26 protein-coding genes are annotated in these 23836 nt (G+C 68.4%); 22 read left to right on the top strand and 4 right to left on the bottom strand.

Features of this window, described 5'->3' with window-relative positions; all coding sequences use genetic code 11:
* On the top strand, nt 1-963 hold the full coding sequence (locus tag U1F38_RS02000; RefSeq protein ID WP_409985380.1) for an aspartate carbamoyltransferase catalytic subunit: 963 nt from the start codon (nt 1-3) through the stop codon (nt 961-963).
* Between the two features lie 184 nt (nt 964-1147).
* Nucleotides 1148-2452 carry a dihydroorotase gene (locus U1F38_RS02005; protein WP_409985381.1) on the top strand — a complete coding sequence of 435 codons (1305 nt, stop codon included), beginning with the start codon at nt 1148-1150 and terminating at the stop codon, nt 2450-2452.
* Nucleotides 2453-2630: 178 nt separating this feature from the next.
* On the opposite strand, the gene U1F38_RS02010 is transcribed toward U1F38_RS02005, so the two are convergent.
* The 3 genes from U1F38_RS02010 to U1F38_RS02020 form a co-directional block, all read right to left on the bottom strand.
* Complete coding sequence (locus tag U1F38_RS02010) at nt 2631-3527, bottom strand: copper chaperone PCu(A)C (protein WP_409985382.1); 897 nt, start codon at nt 3525-3527, stop codon at nt 2631-2633.
* Nucleotides 3528-3715: 188 nt separating this feature from the next.
* Nucleotides 3716-4087, bottom strand: a complete 372-nt coding sequence (locus tag U1F38_RS02015) for a hypothetical protein (protein ID WP_409985383.1) — start codon at nt 4085-4087, stop codon at nt 3716-3718.
* 41 nt (nt 4088-4128) lie between these two features.
* On the bottom strand, nt 4129-5202 hold the full coding sequence (locus U1F38_RS02020; RefSeq protein WP_409985384.1) for an ABC transporter ATP-binding protein: 1074 nt from the start codon (nt 5200-5202) through the stop codon (nt 4129-4131).
* Nucleotides 5203-5330: 128 nt separating this feature from the next.
* Here U1F38_RS02020 and U1F38_RS02025 point away from each other — a divergent pair, with 128 nt between their 5' ends.
* The 7 genes from U1F38_RS02025 (at nt 5331) to rocF (ending at nt 11985) form a co-directional block, all read left to right on the top strand.
* On the top strand, nt 5331-6989 hold the full coding sequence (locus tag U1F38_RS02025) for an ABC transporter permease (protein ID WP_409985385.1): 1659 nt from the start codon (nt 5331-5333) through the stop codon (nt 6987-6989).
* Between the two features lie 4 nt (nt 6990-6993).
* Entirely contained in the window at nt 6994-7353 is a 360-nt protein-coding gene (locus U1F38_RS02030; RefSeq protein WP_409985386.1) for an ArsR/SmtB family transcription factor, read from the top strand.
* Nucleotides 7354-7535: 182 nt separating this feature from the next.
* Nucleotides 7536-7844, top strand: coding sequence for a c-type cytochrome (locus U1F38_RS02035; protein ID WP_409985387.1), 309 nt, complete (start codon nt 7536-7538; stop codon nt 7842-7844).
* 14 nt (nt 7845-7858) lie between these two features.
* Nucleotides 7859-9133 carry an FCSD flavin-binding domain-containing protein gene (locus U1F38_RS02040; RefSeq protein WP_409985388.1) on the top strand — a complete coding sequence of 425 codons (1275 nt, stop codon included), beginning with the start codon at nt 7859-7861 and terminating at the stop codon, nt 9131-9133.
* A gap of 139 nt (nt 9134-9272) precedes the next feature.
* On the top strand, nt 9273-9875 hold the full coding sequence (locus U1F38_RS02045; protein ID WP_409985389.1) for a c-type cytochrome: 603 nt from the start codon (nt 9273-9275) through the stop codon (nt 9873-9875).
* Between the two features lie 54 nt (nt 9876-9929).
* Nucleotides 9930-11018, top strand: a complete 1089-nt coding sequence (locus tag U1F38_RS02050; protein ID WP_409985390.1) for an ornithine cyclodeaminase — start codon at nt 9930-9932, stop codon at nt 11016-11018.
* A gap of 25 nt (nt 11019-11043) precedes the next feature.
* Nucleotides 11044-11985 (top strand): arginase, encoded by a 942-nt coding sequence (gene rocF, locus U1F38_RS02055; RefSeq protein WP_409985391.1) that lies wholly within the window; start codon nt 11044-11046, stop codon nt 11983-11985.
* 216 nt (nt 11986-12201) lie between these two features.
* Here rocF and U1F38_RS02060 read toward each other — a convergent pair whose 3' ends face one another.
* Nucleotides 12202-13308 carry a YeeE/YedE family protein gene (locus tag U1F38_RS02060; RefSeq protein WP_409985392.1) on the bottom strand — a complete coding sequence of 369 codons (1107 nt, stop codon included), beginning with the start codon at nt 13306-13308 and terminating at the stop codon, nt 12202-12204.
* Between the two features lie 174 nt (nt 13309-13482).
* Here U1F38_RS02060 and U1F38_RS02065 point away from each other — a divergent pair, with 174 nt between their 5' ends.
* The 13 genes from U1F38_RS02065 (at nt 13483) to U1F38_RS02125 (ending at nt 23787) form a co-directional block, all read left to right on the top strand.
* Complete coding sequence (locus U1F38_RS02065) at nt 13483-14346, top strand: MBL fold metallo-hydrolase (RefSeq protein ID WP_409985393.1); 864 nt, start codon at nt 13483-13485, stop codon at nt 14344-14346.
* Complete coding sequence (locus U1F38_RS02070) at nt 14343-14834, top strand: hypothetical protein (RefSeq protein ID WP_409985394.1); 492 nt, start codon at nt 14343-14345, stop codon at nt 14832-14834. Before U1F38_RS02065 ends, U1F38_RS02070 begins: the two co-directional genes overlap by 4 nt.
* A 75-nt stretch (nt 14835-14909) precedes the next feature.
* Complete coding sequence (locus tag U1F38_RS02075; protein WP_409985395.1) at nt 14910-15233, top strand: hypothetical protein; 324 nt, start codon at nt 14910-14912, stop codon at nt 15231-15233.
* A 120-nt stretch (nt 15234-15353) separates the two neighbouring features.
* Nucleotides 15354-16718 (top strand): sulfite dehydrogenase, encoded by a 1365-nt coding sequence (soxC, locus tag U1F38_RS02080; RefSeq protein WP_409985396.1) that lies wholly within the window; start codon nt 15354-15356, stop codon nt 16716-16718.
* A complete protein-coding gene (locus U1F38_RS02085) occupies nt 16702-17754 on the top strand; it encodes a c-type cytochrome (RefSeq protein ID WP_409985397.1) in 1053 nt (350 codons plus the stop codon). The genes soxC and U1F38_RS02085 overlap by 17 nt, the downstream gene beginning before the upstream one ends.
* Before the next feature lie 340 nt (nt 17755-18094).
* Complete coding sequence (gene soxY / locus U1F38_RS02090) at nt 18095-18553, top strand: thiosulfate oxidation carrier protein SoxY (RefSeq protein ID WP_409985398.1); 459 nt, start codon at nt 18095-18097, stop codon at nt 18551-18553.
* 176 nt (nt 18554-18729) lie between these two features.
* Nucleotides 18730-19041, top strand: a complete 312-nt coding sequence (soxZ, locus tag U1F38_RS02095) for a thiosulfate oxidation carrier complex protein SoxZ (RefSeq protein WP_409985399.1) — start codon at nt 18730-18732, stop codon at nt 19039-19041.
* A gap of 102 nt (nt 19042-19143) precedes the next feature.
* The gene (gene soxA, locus U1F38_RS02100; RefSeq protein ID WP_409985400.1) at nt 19144-19947 is read left to right on the top strand and encodes a sulfur oxidation c-type cytochrome SoxA; all 804 of its coding nucleotides are present in this window, start codon (nt 19144-19146) and stop codon (nt 19945-19947) included.
* A gap of 21 nt (nt 19948-19968) precedes the next feature.
* Complete coding sequence (soxX, locus tag U1F38_RS02105; protein WP_409985786.1) at nt 19969-20649, top strand: sulfur oxidation c-type cytochrome SoxX; 681 nt, start codon at nt 19969-19971, stop codon at nt 20647-20649.
* A gap of 66 nt (nt 20650-20715) precedes the next feature.
* The gene (soxB, locus tag U1F38_RS02110) at nt 20716-22452 is read left to right on the top strand and encodes a thiosulfohydrolase SoxB (protein WP_409985401.1); all 1737 of its coding nucleotides are present in this window, start codon (nt 20716-20718) and stop codon (nt 22450-22452) included.
* An 86-nt stretch (nt 22453-22538) separates the two neighbouring features.
* The gene (locus U1F38_RS02115) at nt 22539-22988 is read left to right on the top strand and encodes a hypothetical protein (protein WP_409985402.1); all 450 of its coding nucleotides are present in this window, start codon (nt 22539-22541) and stop codon (nt 22986-22988) included.
* Between the two features lie 131 nt (nt 22989-23119).
* Nucleotides 23120-23368: a CopG family transcriptional regulator gene (locus U1F38_RS02120; RefSeq protein WP_409985403.1), complete on the top strand. Its 249-nt coding sequence runs from the start codon at nt 23120-23122 to the stop codon at nt 23366-23368.
* Entirely contained in the window at nt 23365-23787 is a 423-nt protein-coding gene (locus U1F38_RS02125; RefSeq protein ID WP_409985404.1) for a putative toxin-antitoxin system toxin component, PIN family, read from the top strand. The genes U1F38_RS02120 and U1F38_RS02125 overlap by 4 nt, the downstream gene beginning before the upstream one ends.
* Nucleotides 23788-23836: the final 49 nt, after the last annotated feature.

Consider the following 23836-nt stretch of genomic DNA (forward strand, 5'->3'; position numbering starts at 1 on the left):
ATGCTGGGCCGCACCAATCCTCAACTCAACAAGAACGGCGAGCTGATCCATCTGCTGTCCACCGAGGGCCTGGGCCGCGACATGCTCACCCACATCCTGGACACCGCCGCGCAGTTCGTCAGCGTGAGCGACCGCGAGGTCAAGAAGGTGCCGCTGCTGCGCGGCAAGAGCGTGTTCAACCTGTTCTTCGAGAACAGCACGCGCACGCGCACCACCTTCGACATTGCCGCCACCCGCCTGTCGGCCGACGTGTACACGCTGGACATCGCGCGCTCGTCCACCGCCAAGGGTGAGTCGCTGCTGGACACCGTGGCCAACCTGAGCGCCATGGCGGCCGACCTGTTCGTGGTGCGCCACAGCGAAAGCGGCGCGCCCTACCTGATCGCGCAGCACGTCGCGCCGCACGTGCATGTCATCAACGCCGGCGACGGGCGCCATGCGCACCCCACGCAGGGCCTGCTCGACATGTACACCATCCGCCACTACAAGAAGGATTTCTCCAACCTGGTCGTGGCCATCGTGGGCGACATCCTGCACTCACGCGTGGCGCGCTCGGACATCCACGCCCTGACCATCCTGGGCGCCGCCGAGGTGCGCGTGGTGGGGCCCAAGACCCTGGTGCCGGGCGACCTGGCGCCCATGGGCGTGCGCGTGTGCCACACGCTGGAAGAGGGCATCAAGGACGCCGACGTGGTGATCACGCTGCGCCTGCAAAACGAACGCATGAGCGGCGCGCTGCTGCCTTCGACGCAGGAGTTCTACAAGAGCTTCGGCCTCACCGCCGAGCGCCTGCGCTGGGCCAGGCCCGACGCCATCGTCATGCACCCGGGCCCCATCAACCGCGGGGTCGAGATCGACTCGCAGGTGGTCGACGGCGGGCAAAGCGTGATCCTGCCCCAGGTCACCTTTGGCGTGGCGGTGCGCATGGCGGTGATGAGCATCGTGGCCGGCAACGAGGCGTGAGACTTGAACAGCCGGACGCAGAGGACGCAGAGGTGACGCAAAGGACGCAAAAGAAAATATGCCTGATGGATTTTTCTGCGTCCTTTGCGAATTCCTTGCGTCCTCTGCGTCCGGTTTTTGGTATTAAAACGATAGCTGACTGCGGTTGCCAGACGGGCGCTAGAGCTCCATTTGATTCAAAATCATGAAAATCCTGATCCAGCACGGCCGCGTGATCGATCCGGCGACGGGGCGTGACGAGGTGGCCGACGTGGCCATTGCCGCCGGCCGCATCCTGAGCATCGGCCGCGTACCGGCCGGCTTCGTGCCCACCCGCAGCATCGACGCCGCCGGCTGCTGGGTGCTGCCTGGCCTGGTCGATCTGTCGGCGCGCCTGCGCGAGCCCGGCCACGAGCACGCCCGCATGCTGGAAAGCGAAATGGCCGCCGCCGTGGCCGGCGGCGTCACCAGCCTGGTGTGCCCGCCCGACACCGACCCGGTGCTGGACGAGCCCGGCCTGGTCGAGATGCTGCGCATGCGCGCCGAAAAGCTGCACCAGGCGCGGGTGTTTCCGCTGGGCGCGCTCACGCGTGGCCTGAAGGGCGAGGTGCTGACCGAGATGGGCTTGCTGACCGAGGCCGGCTGCATCGCCTTCGGACAGGCCGACGCGCCCATCGTCAACACCCAGGTGCTGCTGCGCGCGCTGCAGTACGCCAGCACCTTCGGCTACGCCATCTGGCTGCGCCCGCTGGACCCGTGGCTGAGCGGCGGCGTGGCCGCCAGCGGGCCGCGGGCCATGCGCATGGGGCTGGCCGGCGTGCCCGCCGTGGCCGAGACCATCGCGCTGCACACCGTGTTCGAGCTGTTGCGCTCGATGGCCGGCGGGCGCGGCGCGCCGCGCGTGCACGTCTGCCGCTTGTCCAGCGCGGAGGGCGTGGCACTGCTGCGCCAGGCCAAGGCGGACGGCCTCGGCGTCAGCGCCGACATCAGCATCCATTCGCTGTGCCTGAGCGATCAGGACGTCGGCCACTTCGACAGCCGCGCGCGCCTGAACCCGCCGCTGCGCCAGGCGCGTGACCGCGACGCGCTGGCTGCCGCCCTGGCCGACGGCGCCATCGACGCGCTGGTGTCCGACCACACCCCGGTCGAGGCCGACGCCAAGCACCTGCCCTTTGCTGAGGCCGAGCCCGGCGCCACCGCGCTGGAGCTGCTGCTGCCGCTGGCCGTGCAGTGGGGGCAGGGCGCGCCGGGGCTGCGGCGCGCGCTGGCCGCCGTCACGCACGCGCCCGCGCAGGTGCTGGGCGGCGCGCTGGGCACCCTGCAAGCCAGCTGCGGCCGCCTGGTCGAGGGCGGCGTGGCCGACGTGTGCGTGTTCGACCCCCAGGCGCGCTGGCGCGTGGAGCCGGCTGCGTTGCGCAGCCAGGGCAAGCACACCCCGTTCGAGGGGCGCGAGCTCACGGGCCGCGTGCGCTGCACCCTGGTCGGCGGGCACTGGGCGCACGGCGCCTGAGGCGCGCCCCGCCTTAGGGAGCCGCTGAACAATTCCCTCGCGGCGCGTGCGTCCCGATCTCGGGCGATCCGCGGCGTTGCAAATCCTCGCGATAGCAACGGCTATCGCTGCGGTTTGCGTCTTGCGGCTCATCCCGATATCGGGCGCACGCATTCACGAAGAATTATTCAGCGGCTCCTTAGTGTCGATGGGCCGGCGCGCTGGCGCCGCCGGCGGGCGCCAGCATGACGGGTGCCTGGATCAGCAGCGTGCTTTTTGTACCCTGCGCATCCTGGAAGCTCAGCGTCACCGGGACTTGTTGACCCGCCGCCAGCGGCTGCTTCAGATTCATCAGCATCAGGTGGTAGCCGCCGGGCTTGAGCTCGACGCTCTGGTGGGCCGGCAGATCGAGCCCGGAAACGGCGCGCATCTTCATCACGTCGCCCTCCATCTTCATCTCGTGCACCTCCGCCACACCGGCGGCCGGCGTGCTCACGCCCACCAGCCGCAGCGGCACGCCGGCCGTCAGCTTCATGAAACCGCCGGTCGCGCTCTGACCGGGCACGGCCGCGCGCAGCCAGGCACCGGTGGCTTCCACCGGGGCGGCGCCCGGCGCCACCACCAGCAGGCGGGCCGCCGGGAATTCCAGCTTCTCGCGGCTGGCCTCCGCTGAACTGCCGCCCGGGATTTGCGCCCAATCGGCCTTGCCGACGTCGCAGGTTTGCAGCACCTTGAAGTACAGGGTTCCGGCTTCGGCCGGCAACTGGCCGCGCAGCACGAACTCGCTCTTCTGATCGCCGGGCAGCGCCTGCGCGGCGCTGTCGGCGGTCCAGCGCACCGTGCCGTCGCCGCTGCGCTCGATGGTGCTGGTCCAGCCGGGGCGTGCCGGCACGTCCTGCAGCGTGAAGCCGCGGGGCAGTTGCACGGTCAGCGCGGTGGTGGCGCGGGCGCCCTGGCAGGCGTGGCCGACGCGGAACGCGGCCTCGTATGGGCTGCCGGCCACGGCAGGGCCGGGCGGCAGGCCGACATGGGCCAGGGCGATGGCGGGGCCCGTGGACAGCAGGGTGCAGGCAAGGGTTCTGGAAATGAATGACATGGGATTGGCTCGATGGGTTGAACGGGGATCACGCCGGGCCCGGCGCCACGGCAATTGCCGACTTGCACGGCACGATGGTGCGGGGCATGACGGCGCTGGCGGCCGTCCCGGGACGGCGTTGATCGTCAAGAAAAATGAAGCGCCACGCGCATCGGTGCGTGCGGCGCAGCTTTGGATCCAGTCGCAAATCAGGACGTCGGCGGCCCGCGTGCGGGCAGCGGGGGCGCGGCGGCAGCGGCCATGCGCTGCGCCGGGACGCTTGGCAGGGGGAGGCTTGGCACTTGCGGCGCTGCGGCCACAACGCCGGGTGCGGCGGGAGGGGGCGCGCCCGTGGGCGTGCACAGCGGACAGCTCAGGTGCGACGCGCCCGACGACGGAACGCCGCCGTCGGTCGGCACGACGAGTTTCAGCGCGCCGGCGCTCGAGCACACCAACTCCAGCGCGGGTGCGTTGACCATCGGCGCGGCCATCGCGGCGCCCAGGGTGAGCGCAAACCACAGCAGCACGCCGCGGCCAAGCAGGCCGGCGCCGTGGCGACGGAGGCGTTGGAGCGGGGTCATCAGCGTGGGATTATCGACGCGTGGTTCGGCCGCGTCCAGCGTCAGCCCGCCGCTTCGGGCGCGAACACCACGACGTGGTCCACCTCGGGCTGGATGCCGATCCATTCGCCCACGCGGTGGTCGTGGTGGCTGGGCACGTGCGCCAGCACGGTTTCGCCGCTGGCCAGCCTGAGCGTGTACAAGAACTCGGCGCCGCGAAACGCCTTGCGCACGATCTGCGCCTGCACTGGCGCGTGGTCGTCGTGCACGATGTCGTCGGCGCGCAGCAGCAGGTCGCAGCGACCGTCGGGATAGGCGTCCGGCAGCGGGCATTCGGCGTGGTCGCGCAGTTCGCCCAGCGGGGTCTGCACGTGGCTGCCCTGGGCGTCGTGCACGATGCGCGCGGGCACGAACACGCCGTGGCCGATGAAGTCGGCCACGAAGCGCGTCGCGGGCCGGTGATACAGCGAATAGGCGTCGTCCCACTGGTGCAGCCGGCCTTCGTGCATCACCCCGATCTGATCGCCGATGGCAAAGGCCTCGAGCTGGTCGTGCGTGACGAACAGGGCGGTGGCGCCGGCCGCCTTCAGGATGCTGCGCAGCTCGTGCGCCAGGCGCTCGCGCAGGTCCACGTCGAGGTTGGAAAAGGGCTCGTCCAGCAGCAGCAGTTGCGGCTGCGGGGCCATGGCGCGCGCCAGCGCCACGCGCTGCTGCTGGCCGCCCGACAGCTCGTGCGGAAAGCGCCGCTCGCTGCCCGGCAGATCCACCAGCGCCAGCACCTCGGCCACGCGCCGGCGGCGCTCGGCCGCAGGCAGGTGCCTGAGGCCGAAGGCCACGTTGCGGCCCACGTCCAGATGCGGGAAGAGGGCGTAGTCCTGAAACACCATGCCGATGCGCCGTGCCTCCGGCGCGACGTGGACGCGGGCGCTGCTGACCACTTCGCCGCCCAGGCGGATTTCGCCGGCGCAGACGTGTTCCAGTCCGGCCACGGCGCGCAGCAGCGTGGTCTTGCCGCAGCCCGAAGGGCCGATCAGCACGCCGATGTCGCCGGCGCGCAGGCCCAGCGTGGCGCCCTGCACGGCGGGGCGCACCTGGCCGGCGTAGCGCACGTCCACCTGGTCGATCTGCAGGAACATGCGGCGATTGTAGATGCGTACAATTCTCATTTGCCGCCGCACACCAGTGGTTCAGGATAGAAATCGCCTGTAACCGGTGCCAGACCTGCGCTGACAGCTCCCGATTCGATAGTAAAACCCTCGCCACCTTGCGCGCCATACCGACCCTGATTCTGGCCCTCGTCGCCGCCGTGCTGGCGCTGCCGGTGTTGGCCCTGCTCGGCTCCTGGACGCAGTGGGACACCGCCTCGGCGCAAATCCTGCACGAGATGGCGCGCACCGTGCTGCCGCAGTACCTGGGCACCACCGTGGGGCTGGCGCTGATGGTGGGCGTGGGCGTGATCGCCATCGGCGTGCCGGCAGCGGTGCTGGTCACGGTGTTCGACTTTCCGGGCCGGCGCAGCTTTGAATGGTTGCTGCTGCTGCCGCTGGCCATGCCGGCCTACGTCACGGCCTATGCGTATACCGATTTCCTGCAGTTCTCGGGGCCGTTGCAGACGGGGCTGCGCGCCACATTCGGTTTGCAAGGCCGCCTGCTGCCCGAGGTGCGCAGCGTGTGGGGCGCGGCCTGGGTGTTCTCCTTTTCGCTCTATCCCTACGTCTATCTGCTGGCGCGCACCGCGCTGGCCGAGCGCGCGCCGCAGCTGATGGAAGCCGCGCGCCTGCTGGGCGCGGGCCTGGGCCGGCGCCTGCGCGAGGTGGCCCTGCCCATGGCGCGCCCGGCCGTGGCCGCCGGCACGGCCCTGGCGCTGATGGAGGTGCTGGCCGACTATGGCGTGTCGGTGTACTTCGGCATTCAGACCTTTACCGCCGGCATCTACAAGGCCTGGCTGTCGATGGACAACCACGTGGCCGCCGCGCAGCTGGCCACGGTGCTGCTGGCGCTGGTGGTCGTCTTGCTGTGGGGCGAGCAGCGTGCGCAGCGGCGCCTGCGTTTTGTCAGTTCGGGCACCAGCCACGCCGGCTCCAGCGAGGCGCGCCCGATCGGCTTGCGCGGCCGGCATGCCGCGCTGGCCTGGCTGCTGTGCCTGCTGCCCATGCTGATGGGCTTTGCGCTGCCGGTGCTGTTCATGCTGCGCCCGCTCACGGCCGACTGGTCCGTGCTGCCCTGGGGCCGCTTTCTGGGCTGGGCCTGGAACAGCATCCGCCTGGGCGCCATGACGGCCGTGCTGGCCGTGGCGGCGGCGTGGTTCCTGGCCTTTTGCCTTCGCCGCCGGCCCGACTGGCTGCGGCGCGCCGCCGTGCAGGTGGTGGCCCTGGGCTACGCCGTACCCGGCGCCGTGGTGGTGGTGGGCGTGCTGCTGCCCGTCGGCTGGGTGCAGCAGCGCTGGCCCGGCGCCGGCGTGGGCGGCTGGGTCACGGCCACCGTGCTGGGCCTGGTGTGGGCCTATCTGGTGCGTTTTGTCGCGGTGGCCTTGCAGTCCATGCAGTCGGGCTATGCGCGCGTGCCGCGCAGCCTGGACGAGTCGGCCGCCCTGCTGGGCGCCAGCGGCCCGGGCCTGGCGGCGCGCGTGCACTGGCCGCTGCTGCGCCGCGCCAGTCTGGCGGCCGCTCTGCTGGTGTTTGTCGACGTGATGAAGGAGCTGCCGGCCACCGTGGTGCTGCGCCCCTTCAACACGGACACCCTGGCCGTGGTGGCCGACCAGCTGGCGCGCGACGAGCGCCTGGGCGAGGCGGCCTTGCCCTCGCTGGCGCTGGTGCTGGTGGGCCTTGTGCCCGTAGTCCTGCTGAGCCGCGCGCTGCGCGGCGAACGCAAGAAAGAGGCCCGCAATGCACCCGAAACCACCGATGCTTCGCTTATAGTTTGACGCGATGCCCGACCTCCCCACCGCCCACCGCTCGAGCGACAGCCATGCCGCCGAAGCCGACCCCGACGCCCAGTCCGACCAGGTGTTCGAGCTGGCCGCCGAGGTGTTTCGCCTGATGTCGGCGCCCATGCGCCTGCGCATCATCAGCGCGCTGTGCCAGGGCGAGAAAAACGTGGGCGAGCTGCTGCGCGACGTGGCCACCACCCAGCCCAACATGAGCCAGCACCTGAACACCCTGTACAAGGCCGGCGTGGTGGGGCGCCGCCGCGACGGGGTGCAGATTTACTACCGCATCATCAACGACCGCGTGGCCACCCTTTGCCGCGCCGTGTGCACGCAGATCGCGATCGATACCGCACACTGAACCCGCAATCGCCAGCGGTCGCATGCACGCCGCAGGCCGCTATACTTTCGATAGAAAAGGCGCCACGGGTTAACCCCGGTGCGTGCCTGCGCAGGCCACCCGTATCATCGGTTTGCATTCATAAGCATTCACGCAACTGTGGGTGAATTTCTCGCTTTTGCTTTTCCCGGAGGAATCCCGTGATGAAGACCATCTTGACCGCCGCGCTGGTTTCCGGCTTGCTGGCCGCGGCTGGCGCGGGCCATGCCCAAACCGATCCCCTGCAGGTGCGCAGCTGGGCCGCGGCCTGCGCCAATTGCCATGGCACCGGTGGCCACGCCCAGCCGGGCATGGAGTCGCTGGCCGGCGCCAACAAGGACGAGATGCTCAAGAAGCTGATGGACTTCAAGAGCGGCGCCAAGCCCGCCACCATCATGCATCAGCTGGCCAAGGGCTACACCGACGAGCAGCTCAGCGCCATCGTCGGCTGGTTTGCCGCGCAGAAAAAGTGAAGGAGGGCATCACCATGGATCGTCGTCAAATGTTGCAGGCCGCCTCGGCGGCTTCGGTCTTGGGCCTGACGGCCGGTTGCGCCTCCTTGGGGGGCGGCGCCGGCGGCAAGGTGGTCGTGGTCGGCGGCGGCTACGGCGGCGCCACCGCCGCCAAGTACATCCGCATGTGGTCGGACGGGCAGGTCGAGGTGACCTTGGTCGAGCCCAACGACGCCTTTGTCTCCTGCCCCATCTCCAACCTGGTGCTGGGCGGCAGCAAGCAGATGGCCGACATCACCACGTCCTACGACAACCTGGTCAGGCGCCACGGCGTCAAGATCGTCAAGGATCGGGTAGCCGCCATCGACGCCGACAAGCGCCAGGTGCGCCTGGCCAGCGGCGGCGCGCTGCCCTATGACCGCCTGGTGCTCTCGCCCGGCATCGACTTCATGTGGGACCAGCTGCCCGGCATGAACAAGCCCGGCGCGCAAGACAAGGTGCTGCACTCCTGGAAGGCCGGCCCGCAAACCGTGGCGCTGCGCAAGCAGCTGGAGGCCATGCCTGACGGCGGCGTGTACGCGCTGGCCATCCCGCTGCAGCCGTACCGCTGCCCGCCCGGGCCGTATGAGCGCGCCTGCCAGGTCGCGCATTACTTCAAGCAGGCCAAGCCCAAGAGCAAGGTGCTGATCCTGGACGCCAACGACGACGTCACGTCCAAAGGCCCGCTGTTCAAGAAGGCTTGGGCCGAGCGCTACCAAGGCATCATCGAATACCGCCCCAAGCACCAGCTGACCGATGTCGATGCCGCCAGCGGCACGCTCAAGTTCGACTTCAACGATGACGTGAAAGCCCAGGTGCTCAACGTGCTGCCGCCCATGCGCGCCGGCGACGTGGCGCACAATGCGGGCCTGACCACCGCCAACCAGCGCTGGTGCGAGGTGGACTGGCTGACCATGGAAGCCAAGGCCGCCAGGAACATCCACATCCTGGGCGACTCGCTGCAGATCGCGCCGGCCATGCCCAAGTCGGGCCACATGGCCAACCAGCACGGCAAGGTGGCGGCTGCCGCCATCGTGGCCTTGCTGGCCGGCCGCCAGCCCAATCCACTGCCGATCTACAACAACACCTGCTACAGCTTCGTGAGCGACACCGACGTGGTGCACGTGGCCAGCGTGCACCGCTACGACGCGGCGCAAAAGACCATGCTGCCCGTGCCCAACTCGGGCGGCGTGTCGGCGGCCGCCAGCGAGCTGGAAGGCCGCTTCGCCATGGCCTGGGCGCGCAACATCTGGGCCGATACATTGGCCTGACCCCCAGTCGTCGCTGCTGCGCATGCTTCGCCTTCCCCCTTTCAGGGGGCGCCGCCAGCGGCCCGGCAAAGCCGGCGCCGCGGCGGCCCTGGCATGAAGATGGCCGGGTTTGGGTCGGCGCGTCACTCATCAATCGATCATGAAACCATCCATTGCTTTTTGCGTGGCCGCCGGCGCGCTCATGCTGGCCAGCGCCGGCTGGGCGCAAGACGGCGAGGCGCGCGCCCGCAAGATCATCGGCGGCTCGTGCTTTCTGTGCCACGGCGCCGACGGCGAATCGGCCAGCGAGGTGTTTCCGCGCTTGGCCGGGCAGAACGCCGAATACATCGCCAAGCAGCTCGAGAACTTCAAGAACGGCACGCGCAAGAGCACGGCCATGGCCAGCATGGTCACTGCCTTGACGCCCGAGGACATGGCCGTGCTGGGCCAGTTCTACGCCAGCCGCCCGCCGCACAAGGAAGCGCCCAAGGACGCGCCGCTGGCGCTGGTGGGCCAGTACATCTACCAGGTTGGCAACAAGTTCAGCGGCGTGCCGGCCTGCGCCAGTTGCCACGGACCGCAGGGCGCCGGCAGCAACGCCCTGCCGCGCCTGGCCGGTCAGCACGCGGCCTACCTGGACAACCAGCTCAAGCAGTTCGGCAAGCGCGAGCGCAACAACGACAACGCCGTGATGCACGCCGTGGTCGAGAAGATGACGCCGCTGGAGATGGCCGCCGTGGCCGAATACCTGAGCGGGCAGTAGCGCCGAAGCGGGGCGCGGGCAGGCAAGGGGCGTGGCGTTGCGCGACACTGCGCCATGCCCACGCAAGAGCCGCCATCCACGCCCCCCAAGCCCGCGCCTGCCGCGGGCGCCGTCGAATACCTGAGCCTGCCCGCCGCCGCCCGCCTGATTGCCCAAGTGGGCGTCGTCGAATGCCTGCGCGGCCTGGTCGAGGTGCTGGAGCAGGACTTTCGCCGCTGGAACGACTTTCACAAGAGCGCGCGCCTGGCCCAGCACATGCCGCAGGGCGTGATCGAGCTGATGCCGATTGCCGATGCCGAGCACTACGCCTTCAAGTACGTCAACGGCCACCCCGGCAACACCCGCCTGGGCCAGCCCACGGTGATGGCCTTTGGCGCCATCGCGCGCATGGACACCGGTGCACCAGAGTTCATTTGCGAGCTGACGCTGGGCACCGCGCTGCGCACCGCCGCCACCTCGGTGCTGGCGGCGCGCCACCTGGCGCGCCCGGACAGCCGCGTGATGGCCCTGATCGGCAACGGCAGCCAAAGCGAGTTCCAGGCGCTGGGCTTTGTCGGCCTGCTGGGTATCCAGACCCTGCGCCTGTATGACCGCGACCCGGCCGCCACGCGCAAGCTGGTGGCCAACCTGCGCGGCGTCGGCGCGGCCGTCGAGCTGATCGAATGCGCCAGCGCCGCCGAAGCCGTGCAGGGCGCCGACATCGTCACCACGCTCACCGCCGACAAGACGCGCGCCACCGTCCTTCGCGGCGAGTGGCTGGAAGAGGGCATGCACATCAACGCCGTGGGGGGCGACTGCCCCGGCAAGACCGAGCTGGACGCGGCCATCCTGCGGCGCGCCCGCGTGTTCGTCGAGTTCGATCCGCAAACGCGCATCGAAGGCGAGTTGCAGCGCATGCCGGCGGACTTTGCCGTCACCGAGCTGTGGCGCGTGCTGACCGGGCAGGCGCCCGGCCGGCAGGGCATGTTGGACATCACGCTGTTCGACTCGGTCGGCTTTGCGCTGGAGGACTACTCCGTCATGCGCCACATGCAGGCCCTGGGCCGCGCCCATGGCGGGCTCGAAGCGCTGGCGCTGATCCCCGCCCTGGACGACCCCAAGGACTTGTACAGTCTGATCCGCGCAGCAGAAACGGGCACCTGACGACGCTTGCACTTTCGACGTGACCATGGCAACTCCCATCACCCTCATCGGCGCACCCACCGACATCGGCGCCAGCCGCCTGGGCGCGGCCATGGGGCCTGACGCGCTGCGGGTCGCCCAACTGGGTGAAGCGCTGGCGCAGCTGGGCTGCGACGTGCGCGACCACGGCAACCTGGCCGGCCCACCCAACCCGCGCGGCGAGCGCGACGCCGCCAGCGGCCTGCGCAACTTCGCGCAGGTCGTTGCCTGGTGCCGGTCGGTGCATGACGCCGTGCATCAGGTCTTGCGGCAGCAGCGCCTGCCGATGATGCTGGGGGGTGACCACAGTGTGGCGGTCGGCTCCATCAGCGCCGTGGCGCGTCACTGCCGCGCGGCAGGCAAGCGGCTGCGCGTGATCTGGCTGGACGCGCACGCCGACTTCAACACGCCGGCCACCTCGCCCAGCGGCAACGCGCACGGCACCCCGGTGGCCAGCCTGTGCGGCCTGGGGCCGCGCGAGCTGGCCGAGCTGGCGGGCTTTGCGCCGGCGCTGGCCGAGCAGGCGCTGTGCCAGATCGGGCTGCGCAGCGTGGACGCGCAGGAAAAATATTTGATCAAGCGCCACGGCATCGAGGTCTACGACATGCGCGCCATCGACGAGCTGGGCATGCGCGAGGTGATGACGCGCGCGCTTGCGCCGATCGCGGGTGCGGACGAGAACCTGCATCTGCACCTGAGTTTCGACGTGGATTTTCTCGACCCCGAGATCGCCCCCGGCACCGGCACCACCGTGCGCGGCGGCCCCAACTACCGCGAGGCGCAGCTGTGCATGGAGATGATCGCCGACACCGGACGCCTGGGCTCGCTGGACATCGTCGAGCTGAACCCCGCCCTGGACGTGCGCAACCAGACCGCCGAGCTGGTGGTGGATTTGGTCGAGAGCCTGTTCGGCAAGAGCACGCTGGTGAAGGATGTGCTGCGGGGGTGAGGGGCGATCGAGCAGCCCAACAGCCGGACGCAGAGGACGCAAAAATGACGCAGAGGACGCAAAAAATTCATAATTTGAATGAAATGACCATGTGGCCGGCGCTGGACGGGCGCGAGACGCTATTCTTTAAATAGCAATTCATGGTTTTTTGCGTCCTTTGCGATTTCTTTGCGTCCTCTGCGTCCGGTATTTGGTATTTGAATCTCGACGACACCCTCAAGGCGCCACCGGCACCACCACCGGCGCCCGCTGCGTCGCCGGTTGCGTGGTCTGCACCGGTTCGGCCAGCCAGCGCTCCATCAGGCCGCCGCCGGCCCACATGCCGGCCAGCGCCAGCCAGGCCGTCAGGGCAAAGATGGCGCCGCCCGTCATGCCCGCGCCCACGGCGCAGCCGCCGGCCAGCATGCTGCCAAAGCCCATCAGCATGGCACCCACCATGTAGCGCGCCATGTGATAGCCGTTCTTGAAACCCTCGATCTTGAATTCGCGCCCCACCAGCGCGCCCAGCGCCGAGCCGGCAAACACGCCCGGCAGCATGCCGGCGTCAAAGCCGAAGGGTTGCGCCGCCTGCGTGGACAGCACCCGCATCAGCCACTCGGCCGAGGGGCCGCTGAAGGTCACGCCCTGGATCTGCACCGGATCGAAGCTGGAATGGGAGACGAGGTAGCTGAACCACCAGGCCAGCGCGACCGCCACGCCGGTGCCGATGCCGCCGATCCACATCCAGGGCCGGTTGCCCGAGCGCAGCGAAAAGATCACCGCCACCACCAGCCACAGCAGGCCCAGCACCAGGCCGTCGACCGCGCCGCCGCCCAGGCGCTCCAGCAGGTGGCGCGCGGCGCCGCCCTCGATCGTCCACCACGACGCAATTTCGGCGCGCAGCGGCGACAGGCTGCCCGCCAGCGCGGCCTGCGCGGTAACGGCAAACACCAGTCCCGACAGCAATGCGCGCAGATTGCCGTTGGCCGACAGCACCAGCAGCCGGCTGGCACAGCCGCGCGTCATGATCATGCCGGCGCCAAACAGCAGGCCACCCACCAGCGCGCCCGACAGGCTGCCGCGGTTGGCCAGCTGGCGCGCGCCGCTCACGTCCAGCAGGCCGCTCAAAATCAGGGCCTGCACGGCAATCACCGCGCTGGCAAAGGCCAGCAGCCACACCGACAGCTTTTCGGCAAACTTGCCGTGCCAGAACTCGATGACAGCCGCGCGCAGGCAAAAGCGCGAGCGCTGGGCAAAGAAGCCGAACAGCGCGCCGATCACGGCGCCGCCCGCCGCCAGTACGGGGCCGGTTCCGTGCCGATCCAGCAGGCTTGTCAAGTCCATGACCATTCCCGATAATTACATCAGTAATTGCTTATAAATATAGACCGCACGATGCTCGCTGCAATTGATCGTCGTCAACTCTTGCGGTGCTGCGCATGCGCGGCGGTGGCGGGGTTCGGTTCGGTTTGGGCGCGCCCTGCTCAGGCGGCCGATGCCCCGGCAGGTGAGCCGCCCATGCAGGCGCGCGAGGCGGCGCCCGGCTGCTGGTACGTGCAGGGCCTGTCGGCGCTGGGCTCACCCGCCAACCAGAATTTCATCTCCAATGCGGGCTTCATCGTCACCCACAAGGGCGTGGTGGTGATCGATGCGCTGGGCTCGCCTGCGCTGGCCGAGCGCCTGCTGGCCGAGATTCGCAAGATCACGCCGCAACCGGTCACCCACGTCATCCTGACCCACTACCACGCCGACCACGTCTACGGCCTGCAGGTGTTTGCGGCGCTGGGCGCCCAGATCATTGCCCAGCAGTCCGGGCGCGAGTACCTGGTTTCCGACACGGCGCGCCTGCGGCTGGAGGCCTCGCGCAAGGAGCTGGCGCCCTGGATCGACGAGCAGACCCGACTGGTGCCCGCCACCCAATGGATCAACGGCCGCACCGAGCTGACGGTGGGCGACACCCGGTTGGTCCTGCAACCCGTCGGCCCCGCGCACACGCCCGATGACCTGGTGGTCTACGTGCCGGCGCGCAAAGTGCTGTACGCGGGCGACCTGGTGTTTCGCAATCGCATTCCCTTCGTTGGCGATGCCGACAGCGGCCACTGGATCCAGTCGCTGGACACGCTGCTGGGCCTGGGCGCCGAGGTCATCGTGCCCGGCCATGGCCCGGCGTCCACCGACGCGCGCAAGGACATGCAGCTCACGCGCGACTACCTGATCTACCTGCGCAAGACCATGGGCGCCGCCGCGCGCGACATGACGCCGTTTGACGAGGCCTACCAGGCCACCGACTGGAGCCAGTGGGAAAATCTGCCCCTGTTCGGCCCCGCCAACCGCATGAACGCCTACAACACCTACCTGCTGATGGAGCACGAGACGAAATGACGTCGAGGCACTTGCAGCCGATCGGACGCCGCCCCCTGTTGGCGGGCCTGGGCGCGCTGGTGGCGCTGGGCGCGGCGGCGCCGGCGCGCGCCGCGGCCAAGACCTTGCCGCCCTCGCGCGCCTTGCCGGTCGAGCTGGCCCAGGCGCTGGCGCGCAAGCAGCCGCTGGTGACGATGGTCAGCCTGCACGGCTGCCCCTGGTGCAAGCTGGTGCGCGAGCACTACCTGGCGCCCATGCACGCTGACGAGGGCCTGCCCGTGGTGCAGATCGACTGGGGCAGCGCGCAGGCCACGCAGACGGCGGCGGGTGAACCCACCACCCATGCCGAGCTGGTGCGCGCCTGGAAGGTCACGATCGCGCCCACGGTGCTGTTCCTGGGCGCCGGCGGGCGCGAGGTGGCCGAGCGGCTGGAGGGCGGCTCGCCCGACTTCTACAGTGGCTATCTGGACCAGCGCCTGGAGCAGGCGCGGCGGGCGATTGCGGGTTGAGGGATTTCTCCGCTTGCGCCGGCTGTCGGGCGTGGGGCACGATGCAGGCTCCAGTCCTTGATTTCGGAGTCAGCCATGTCGCGTACCCTTGTCGCCATCACCCTGGCCCTGCTGGGCGCCGGCGCGGTGCATGCCCAGGTGCCGGCCGTCTTCAAGGACGCGGACCTCAAGCTGGGCGAACGGCTGATTGCCGAGAGCAAGTGCAATCAATGCCACGCCCAGAAATGGGGCCATGACGGCAAGGACGTCTATCGGCCCAAGGGGCGCATCAACACCCCGGCCGCGCTGATCAGCATGGTCGAGCGTTGCAGCACCGAGCTGAACCTGTCGCTGTTTCCCGAGGACGTGGCGGCCATCGCCGCGGTGCTCAACCGCGACCACTACCGCTTTTCGAAGTGACACCGGCGCTCCCGGTGCGGTTTTGACCACGGGCAAACCCGATGGTGGGGCGGGCAGACCGCCGTTAATATAAGCAACTGCGCATATATTTATGTTTGTATGACCTTTGCACACCTCCCCATGCCCCAAGCGGACGCATCGCACGGTCGCCTGCGCAAGGCGCCCGAGGGCTTCATCGACCGCGCCGGCGTCCAGGCCGTGTTCGCCCAGGCGCGGCACGGTCGGCGCGACTTCATCCGCGGCGCGTTTGCCGCGGCCCTGGCCGGCTCGGCCGCCACGCGCGCGGCCGCCCAGGCCAATCCGGTGCCGGCCGAGGGGGGCGACCCCAACATCCTCAACCTGCCGCCCTGGTCCACCGGCCTGGGCCAGCCGGTGGTGACCGACGGCTACGGCAAGCCCTCGCAGTACGAATCCAACGTGCAGCGCCGGCCCAGCCCGGGCCTGACGCAGACCACGCAGGCCTCGGTGTCGTTCGCGCCGCTGCAATCGCTGTTCGGCATCGTCACGCCCAGCGGCCTGCACTTCGAGCGGCATCACCAGGGTTGGTGGGACGTCGATCCGTCCAGGCACCGCTTCATGATCAACGGCATGGTGAAAACGCCCAAGGTCTTCACCATGGACGAGATCATGCGGCTGCCCAGCGTGTCGCGCTTTCACTTCATCGAGTGCGGCGCCAACACCGGCATGGAATGGGGCAACGTGGCCGTGCCCACGGTGCAGTACTCGCACGGCATGCTCTCGTGCAGCGAGTTCACCGGCGTGCCGCTCATCACCTTGCTGGAGATGGCCGGCGCCGACCTGAGCGGCGGCCGCTTCGTGCTGGCCGAGGGCGCCGACGGCTCCTCGATGACGCGCACCATCCCGATCGAGCTGGTCAAGAGCGGCCAGGTGCTGGTGGCTTACGGGCAAAACGGCGAGATGCTGCGCCCCGAAAACGGCTACCCGCTGCGCCTGGTGGTGCCGGGCGTGCAGGGCGTGAGCTGGGTGAAATACCTGCGCCGCGTGAAGGTGGACGACGCGCCCTGGAACACCAAGGACGAGGCGGTGCATTACATCGACCTGATGCCCGACGGCCTGCACCGCCAGTACAGCAGCATCCAGGAGTGCAAGAGCGTGGTGACCACCCCCTCGGGCGGTCAGGTGCTGCTGGACAAGGGCTTCTACAACGTGAGCGGCCTGGCCTGGTCGGGGCGCGGCAAGATCACGCGCGTGGACGTGTCGGTGGACGGCGGGCGCAACTGGCGCACGGCGCGGCTGCAAACGCCGGTGCTCGACAAGTGCCTCACGCGGTTCAATATCGACTGGGTGTGGGACGGCAAGCCCGCCATCGTGCAAAGCCGCGCCATGGACGACACCGGTTTCGTGCAGCCCAGCTACAAGCAGCTGCGCGCGGTGCGCGGCACGCGCTCGATCTATCACAACAACGCCATCCAGTCCTGGCTGGTGCAGGAAAGCGGCGAGGTGAAGAATGTCCAGCTCTCGTAATGCCTTGGCCGCGCTGCTGCTGGCTGCCTGCGTGCTGCCGGCGGGGGCACAGGACAAGTTCCCGGGCGTGGGCCGCGCGGCCACGCCGGCCGAGGTCAAGGCCTGGGACATCGACGTGCGCCCCGACTTCAAGGGCCTGCCGCCCGGCTCGGGCAGCGTGGACAAGGGCCAGGACATCTGGGAGTCCAAGTGCGCCAGCTGCCACGGCGTGTTCGGCGAATCCAACTCGGTGTTCAACCCGCTGGTGGGCGGCACCACCAAGGACGACATCAAGACCGGGCACGTGGCCACGCTGATGCGCCCCGACTACCCCGGCCGCACCACGCTGATGAAGGTGCCCACGGTGTCCACGCTGTGGGACTACATCCACCGCGCCATGCCCTGGAACGCGCCCAAGTCCCTGTCGGTGGACGAGGTCTACGCCGTCACCGCCTTCCTGCTCAACCTGGGCGACATCGTGCCGGCCGACTTCACGCTGTCGGACAAGAACATCGCCGAGGTGCAACAGCGCATGCCCAACCGCAACGGCATGAGCACGCAGCACGCCCTGTGGCCGGGCAACGAGTTCGGCGCTGGCAAGATCAAGCCCGATACCCAGGCCAAGGCCTGCATGAGCAACTGCGAAGTCCCGGTGGACGTGTCATCCAAATTGCCCCCGCATGCTTCCGACGCCTGGGGCAACCTGCACGACCAGAACCGCCTGGTGGGCCCGCAGCGCGGCGAGGTCACCATCAAGGACGACGGCAAGACGGGCGCTGCCGCCAAGCCCGCAGCCGACGCGCCGGCGGCTGCCGCCATCGCGCTCACGCAAAAGAACGGCTGCACCGCCTGCCACGGCATGAGCGCCAAGCTGGTGGGCCCGGGCTTTGCCGAGATTGCCGCCAAGCATGCGGGCAAGGCCGACTACCTGGCAGGCAAGATCGTCTCGGGCGGCCAGGGCGTGTGGGGCAACGTGCCGATGCCCGCGCAAACCCTGCCCGCGGACGACGCCAAGGCCATTGCCACCTGGCTGGCCGCGGGCGCCAAAGCCAAGTGAGATGAAACCCCCCCGGTCTTCACTCGCTACGCGATGGCATGCCTGGTGCTCGCCGCCAGAGTCGGCGGCCCTTCGACCTGTCCAGACCTGCGCAGGCAGGTCTGGAGCCGCAGGCCTCAGCCCCCTTGCAGGGGGCATCGCCTGTGACCGGGGGGACCCCGACCACGGCGATCGCTGGCCTGGCCTGCTCCGCGGCCGCTCGGCTCTTTGGGTTTCCTGTCGTTCAGGCGGCGCGCAACACCATGAATTGCCGGGAGAGTCGGGGATATCCCGCTGGGCATATTTCACACTTCCGTTAACATCAAGCCAATTGTTTCATTTGGATCAAGGAGATCGATTCATGCAGACTCGTCGCGAAACCCTCCGCCAGGGCGCGCTGGCCGCCAGCGTGCTGACTGCGGGCACTTTGCTGTCGCAGCCGGCGTTGGCTTTCAACAAGGCCGCTTTCGACGGCAAGCAGATGGCCGATGCGCTCAAGGGCTTGGGCGTGACCGGCGCGCTCGCCGAAAGCAAGGACGTCACGCTCACCGCGCCCGACATCGCCGAGAACGGCGCCGTCGTGCCCATGACCGTGGCCACCACGCTGCCCAACGTCAAGGAAATGCTGCTGATGGTCGAGAAGAACCCGTCGCCCCTGGTGGCGGTGTTCAACGTCAGCCCCGAGGTCGAGGCCAACTTCGCCACCCGCGCCAAGATGGGCCAGTCCTCCGACGTCTACGCGGTGGCCGTCACCACCGACGGCAAGGCGCTGTACGCCAAGAAGGAAGTCAAGGTCACCCTGGGCGGCTGCGGCGGTTGAAAATGAACTACCCCCAGGCTCCACACGCTGCGCGTTGTTGCGCCTCCCCCCTGGAAGGGGGCGCCTCCAGCAGCCGGGCAAAGCCCGTCCGCGGAGGCCGTTTGCACGGCCTGCTCCGCGGCCACCAGAGCGTGTGCGTGCCTCTGTGTCAACTGAATTGAAATAGGAGAAATGAAATGGGTGATCCGATGCGCATTCGCGCCCAGGCGGCGGGCGACAAGACCACGGTGCGTGTGCTGATGGCGCACGAGATGGAGTCCGGCCAACGCAAGGACTCGTCGGGCAAGCTGATCCCGGCCTGGCACATCACCGACGTGACGGCCTCGCTCAACGGCAAGCCCGTCTTTTCGTGCGAGTGGGGCCCGGCGGTGTCCAAGAATCCCTTCCTGCAGTTCACCGTCAAGGGCGGCAAGGCGGGCGACAAGGTGTCCGTGTCCTGGAAGGACAACAAGGGCGATACCCGCACCGACGAAGCCACGGTTTCCTGACTTGCGGCATTGGCTGCGCTCATGCGGCGGCGACTCGCGTCGGTCCGCCGTTTGTTTTGCTTTTCATCCCATCGTTTGAACATACCCAGGAGACATTTGACGATGCACGCACGATCGCTTTGCCTGGCCGCGCTGGGGGCGCTGGCCCTCGCCACACCGGCGCTGGCCCAGAAGACCTCCGTCCAGGCCATCGAGGAATACCGCGAGATGCTGCAGGACGGCAACCCCGCCGATCTGTTCGAGATGAAGGGCCAGGACTTGTGGAGCAAGAAGCGCGGCCCCAAGAACGCCTCGCTCGAGCAATGCGACCTGGGCAAGGGCCCGGGCGTGGTCAAGGGCGCCTTCGTCGAGTTGCCGCGCTGGTTTGCCGACACCGGCAAGGTGCAGGACCTCGAGTCGCGCCTGGTCACCTGCATGAGCACGCTGCAGGGCATCGATCCCAATGAAGTCATCAAGGGCGCCTGGGGCAAGGGCGAGCGCGCCAACACCACGGCGCTGGCCACCTGGATCGCCAGCGAATCCAAGGGCCTGCGCATGAACCTGCCGCAGTCGCAACCGCAGGAGCGCGTGGCCTATGAAGTGGGCAAGCGCCTGTTCTTCCTGCGTGGCGGCTCGCATGACTTTGCCTGCGCCTCCTGCCACGGCGAGGATGGCAAGCGCATTCGCCTGCAAGACCTGCCCAAGCTCACCGGCAACCCGGGCGACGGCGTGGGCTTTTCCGCCTGGCCGGCCTACCGCGTCTCCAGCGGCGAGATGTGGAGCATGCAGCACCGCCTGAACGATTGCTATCGCCAGCAGCGCTTTCCCGAGCCGATCTTCGGCAGCGACGCGACGATCGCCCTGGGTGTGTACATGGGCGTGAACGCCAAGGGCGACAAGTCGGCCGCCCCCACGATCAAGCGCTGAAGCAGGAGAGCCCCCACCATGATGAAGAAACACCGCATCGCCTTCACTGCCGCCACCTTGCTGGGCGCCACCTCGTTGCTGGTGGCTTGCGCCAGCGGCGGCGTGGACCAGACCGGCATGTCGTCGGCCCAGCTGGACGCACTGACGCGAGACGTGGTCAAGAACTCGTTCCAGGACAAGGGCATCGTCAAGGTCAGCCAGGCGCTGGGCGAAGATCCCACCGACCAGGCCTGCAGCGCCGCCGACGTGGCCGGCCATCCGCTTTCGCCCGAGCGCGCCAAGGAAATCGAGGCGCTCAACCTGAAGACCATCCAGTGGCCCGCCGACGGCAAGTACCTGGGCGACTGGAAAGAGGGCGAAAAAATCGCCCAAAGCGGGCGCGGCCGCACCTGGACCGACAAGGCCGGCGCGGCCAATGGCGGCAACTGCTACAACTGCCACCAGATCGACAAGAAGGAGATCTCCTTTGGCACCATCGGCCCCAGCCTGTACAACTACGGCAAGCAGCGCGGCGTGACCGACCCGGCCAGCCCGCAGGCGCAGGAGGTCGTCAAGTACACCTGGGGCAAGATCTGGAACAGCAAGGCCTACAACGCCTGCTCCAACATGCCGCGCGCCGGCACCGAGGGCATCCTGACCGAGGCGCAGGTGCGCGACATCGTGGCGCTGCTGCTCGACCCCAAGTCGCCCGTCAACCAGTAAGTAACCGTGCCGCAGCCCGGCGTCGCCGGGCTTTTTTGTCGTTGATACTTCAGTTGGTGCTGATAAATGAACCTCACCAAACGCGAATTCATGCAGGTGCTGGGCGCTGCCAGCGCCGCCGGCCTGGGCCTGGGCCGCTTTGCCGACGCCAGCGCGCAGACGGCGGCCGAAGGGCTGTACGACCTGCCCAGGTTCGGCAACGTGTCCTTCCTGCACATGACCGACTGCCACGCGCAGCTCAAACCAATCTACTTTCGCGAGCCCAGCGTGAACCTGGGCGTGGCCGACATGAAGGGCCGCCTGCCGCATTTGGTGGGCGAGCAACTGCTCAAGGCCGTCGGCGTCAAAGGCGGCACGCCCACGGCGCACGCGCTGACCTATCTCGACTTCGACCAGGCGGCGCTGCGCTACGGCAAGGTGGGCGGCTTTGCGCACCTGGCCACCCTCGTCAAGCGCATGCGCGCCAGCCGCCCCGGCGCGCTGCTGCTGGACGGCGGCGACACCTGGCAAGGCAGCGGCACCGCGCTGTGGACCAAGGGCCAGGACATGGTGGACGCCTGCAAGCTGCTGGGCGTGGACGTGATGACGGGCCACTGGGAGTTCACTCTGGGCATGGCGCGCGTCAAGGAAATCATCGACAAGGACTTCGCCGGCAAGGTGGACTTCGTCGCGCAAAACGTCAAGACCACCGACTTCGGCGACCCGGTGTTCAAGCCCTACGTCATCAAGCCCATCAACGGCGTGCCCTGCGCCATCATCGGCCAGGCCTTCCCGTACACGCCGATCGCCAACCCGCGCTACATGGTGTCCGACTGGGAATTCGGCATTCAGGACGAGAACCTGCAGAAGATGGTGGATGAGGCGCGCGCCAAGGGCGCGCAGGTGGTGGTGGTGCTCAGCCACAACGGCATGGACGTCGACTTGAAGATGGCCAGCCGCGTGACCGGCGTGGACGCCATCCTGGGCGGCCACACGCACGACGGCATGCCGGTGGCCAGCATCATCAAGAACAAGAGCGGCCAGACCATCGTCACCAACGCCGGCAGCAACGGCAAGTTTCTGGGCGTGATCGACTTCGACGTCAAGGACGGCAAGGTCAAGGACTTTCGCTACAAGCTGCTGCCCGTGTTTGCCAACATGCTGCCGGCCGACAAGGACATGGATGCGCTCGTCACCAAGATCCGCGCGCCCTACGAGGGCAAGCTGGCCGAGCAGCTGGCCGTCACCGAAGGCCTGCTGTACCGCCGCGGCAACTTCAACGGCACGGGCGACCAGCTCATCGTCGATGCGCTGATGGACGTGCAGGGCGCCGACATCGCCTTCTCGCCCGGTTTCCGCTGGGGCACCTCGCTGCTGCCCGGCCAGGCCATCACGCGCGAATGGCTGCTCGACATGACGGCCACCACCTACAGCTACGCCACGCTGACCGACATGAAGGGCGAGATGCTCAAGACCGTGCTCGAAGACGTGTGCGACAACCTCTTCAACCCCGACCCCTACTACCAGCAGGGGGGCGACATGGTGCGCGTGGGCGGCCTGACCTACGCCTGCGACCCGCTGGCCGGCATGGGCCAGCGCATCAGCGACATGCGGCTGAAGGGCGAGTTGATCGACCCCGCCAAGACCTACAAGGTGGCCGGCTGGGCCCCGGTGGCCGAAGACGCCGCCAAGGCCGGCAACAAGATGGTGTGGGACCTGGTCGAGGAGTGGCTGAAGGCCCGCGGCGGCAAGGTGGCCCCGCGCCAGCTCAACACGCCCAAGCTGACGGGCGGCGTCCTGCCCAATCCGGGCTACGCGGTCTGAGCAGGGCTTGCACATCGGCCCGCTGGCCCTGGGGCCATCGGAGTCGGTGAGGCCGGGCGTGCTGAAAGTTGTCCCACACTCGGCGGATGGACGGCGCAACTCCCAACCTGTTTGAACGCGAGCACCAGCGCATGGACGCGCTGCTGCAGGCCCACCTGCTGGACGTCGTGGCCGGCGACTTCAAGAGCGCGCGGCGCCGCCTGGCCCGCTGGCGCCTCGCGTTGGCCCGCCACATCGACATCGAGCAAACCCGCCTGCTGCCCCACGTGCCTGAAGGCGCGCGCTGGGACGCCCGCGTCTACCGGCTGGAGCACGAGCGCATCGCCCTGCTGGCCGACGAATACGCGGCCCGGGTGCAGGCCGCTGCCGCGCACGCGCCGCAGGGCCAGCAGGCGCGCCGCCTGGCCGTGCTCGGCCTGCTGGACGCCGCGCACGCCTTGCGTCACCTGCTGGAGCATCACCACCAGCGCGAGGAGATGGCGCTGGCGCACGAATTGCCGCTGGAGGCACAGCGGGCCGCGTGGCTACAGCAATAAATTTGATCTGACCCCATTTTCACATTTTCATCAAATGTTGATCTGACCCGAATTTCGCAATTTCGCCATTCACTTGTATGTTTTGGTGCTTTGTCGCACAATGAACTCGTCGATTCTCAATGCCTTCGTCCATGAGCCGTCTCACCATTACCCTCTCCGAAGAACGTTACCGTGCGCTCAAGCAGGCTGCTGCTGCGCGCGGCAGCAGCATCGGCGGGCTGATCGATGCGGCGCTGGAGCATTTTGGCGTCAAGCCGCGCGAGCAAGCCATTGCCCTGGTGCAACGCGCGCGCCAGGCCAGCGACCTGGACGACGCGCAGGCGCTCGAACTGGCGCTGCACGAGCAAGCTGAGGTGCGCGCACGCCGTCCTGCGCGATGAGCGCGCGCCACCCCATTGTCGACACCAACGTCGTGGTCGCCGGCTTGCTCACGCGGACCGCAGGGTCGCCCGTGGCGCGCATTCTGGACGGCATGGTGCTGGCGCGGTTTGCGTTTGCGCTCTCGGAGCCGCTGTTGGCCGAGTACCGCGCCGTGCTGCTGCGCCCGCACATCCGTGCGCGCCACCGGCTGGCGGCCGACGAAATCGACACCCTCCTCACCGACCTGTCTGAGCACGCCATGATCATCACCGCGCCGCCGAGCCCGCAGCCCGCGCCCGACCCCAAGGACCAAATGCTGTGGGACCTGCTGGCCGCCCATTCGGACCTGGTCTTGATCACCGGCGACGCGCGCCTGCTTGAGGCCAGCGACGCGCCGGGTCCGGTCTGGACACCGGCGCAATGGATGGCCGAGAACTGATTTTTCCTGTTTGCAGATCCAACAAAAAAGAGCGCCGAAGCGCTCTTTT

The sequence above is a fragment of the Ottowia sp. genome (assembly GCF_046348305.1).
Taxonomy (GTDB): Bacteria; Pseudomonadota; Gammaproteobacteria; order Burkholderiales; family Burkholderiaceae_C; genus Ottowia.

Coding starts and splice junctions, on each gene's coding strand:
- U1F38_RS02000 (WP_409985380.1), top strand. CDS start 1: ATGCTGGGCCGCACCAATCCTCAACTCAACAAGAACGGCGAGCTGATC.
- U1F38_RS02005 (WP_409985381.1), top strand. CDS start 1,148: ATGAAAATCCTGATCCAGCACGGCCGCGTGATCGATCCGGCGACGGGG.
- U1F38_RS02010 (WP_409985382.1), bottom strand. CDS start 3,527: ATGTCATTCATTTCCAGAACCCTTGCCTGCACCCTGCTGTCCACGGGC.
- U1F38_RS02015 (WP_409985383.1), bottom strand. CDS start 4,087: ATGACCCCGCTCCAACGCCTCCGTCGCCACGGCGCCGGCCTGCTTGGC.
- U1F38_RS02020 (WP_409985384.1), bottom strand. CDS start 5,202: ATGTTCCTGCAGATCGACCAGGTGGACGTGCGCTACGCCGGCCAGGTG.
- U1F38_RS02030 (WP_409985386.1), top strand. CDS start 6,994: ATGCCCGACCTCCCCACCGCCCACCGCTCGAGCGACAGCCATGCCGCC.
- U1F38_RS02035 (WP_409985387.1), top strand. CDS start 7,536: ATGAAGACCATCTTGACCGCCGCGCTGGTTTCCGGCTTGCTGGCCGCG.
- U1F38_RS02040 (WP_409985388.1), top strand. CDS start 7,859: ATGGATCGTCGTCAAATGTTGCAGGCCGCCTCGGCGGCTTCGGTCTTG.
- U1F38_RS02045 (WP_409985389.1), top strand. CDS start 9,273: ATGAAACCATCCATTGCTTTTTGCGTGGCCGCCGGCGCGCTCATGCTG.
- U1F38_RS02050 (WP_409985390.1), top strand. CDS start 9,930: ATGCCCACGCAAGAGCCGCCATCCACGCCCCCCAAGCCCGCGCCTGCC.
- rocF (WP_409985391.1), top strand. CDS start 11,044: ATGGCAACTCCCATCACCCTCATCGGCGCACCCACCGACATCGGCGCC.
- U1F38_RS02060 (WP_409985392.1), bottom strand. CDS start 13,308: ATGGACTTGACAAGCCTGCTGGATCGGCACGGAACCGGCCCCGTACTG.
- U1F38_RS02065 (WP_409985393.1), top strand. CDS start 13,483: ATGCAGGCGCGCGAGGCGGCGCCCGGCTGCTGGTACGTGCAGGGCCTG.
- U1F38_RS02070 (WP_409985394.1), top strand. CDS start 14,343: ATGACGTCGAGGCACTTGCAGCCGATCGGACGCCGCCCCCTGTTGGCG.
- U1F38_RS02075 (WP_409985395.1), top strand. CDS start 14,910: ATGTCGCGTACCCTTGTCGCCATCACCCTGGCCCTGCTGGGCGCCGGC.
- soxC (WP_409985396.1), top strand. CDS start 15,354: ATGCCCCAAGCGGACGCATCGCACGGTCGCCTGCGCAAGGCGCCCGAG.
- U1F38_RS02085 (WP_409985397.1), top strand. CDS start 16,702: ATGTCCAGCTCTCGTAATGCCTTGGCCGCGCTGCTGCTGGCTGCCTGC.
- soxY (WP_409985398.1), top strand. CDS start 18,095: ATGCAGACTCGTCGCGAAACCCTCCGCCAGGGCGCGCTGGCCGCCAGC.
- soxZ (WP_409985399.1), top strand. CDS start 18,730: ATGGGTGATCCGATGCGCATTCGCGCCCAGGCGGCGGGCGACAAGACC.
- soxA (WP_409985400.1), top strand. CDS start 19,144: ATGCACGCACGATCGCTTTGCCTGGCCGCGCTGGGGGCGCTGGCCCTC.
- soxX (WP_409985786.1), top strand. CDS start 19,969: ATGAAGAAACACCGCATCGCCTTCACTGCCGCCACCTTGCTGGGCGCC.
- soxB (WP_409985401.1), top strand. CDS start 20,716: ATGAACCTCACCAAACGCGAATTCATGCAGGTGCTGGGCGCTGCCAGC.
- U1F38_RS02115 (WP_409985402.1), top strand. CDS start 22,539: ATGGACGGCGCAACTCCCAACCTGTTTGAACGCGAGCACCAGCGCATG.
- U1F38_RS02120 (WP_409985403.1), top strand. CDS start 23,120: ATGAGCCGTCTCACCATTACCCTCTCCGAAGAACGTTACCGTGCGCTC.
- U1F38_RS02125 (WP_409985404.1), top strand. CDS start 23,365: ATGAGCGCGCGCCACCCCATTGTCGACACCAACGTCGTGGTCGCCGGC.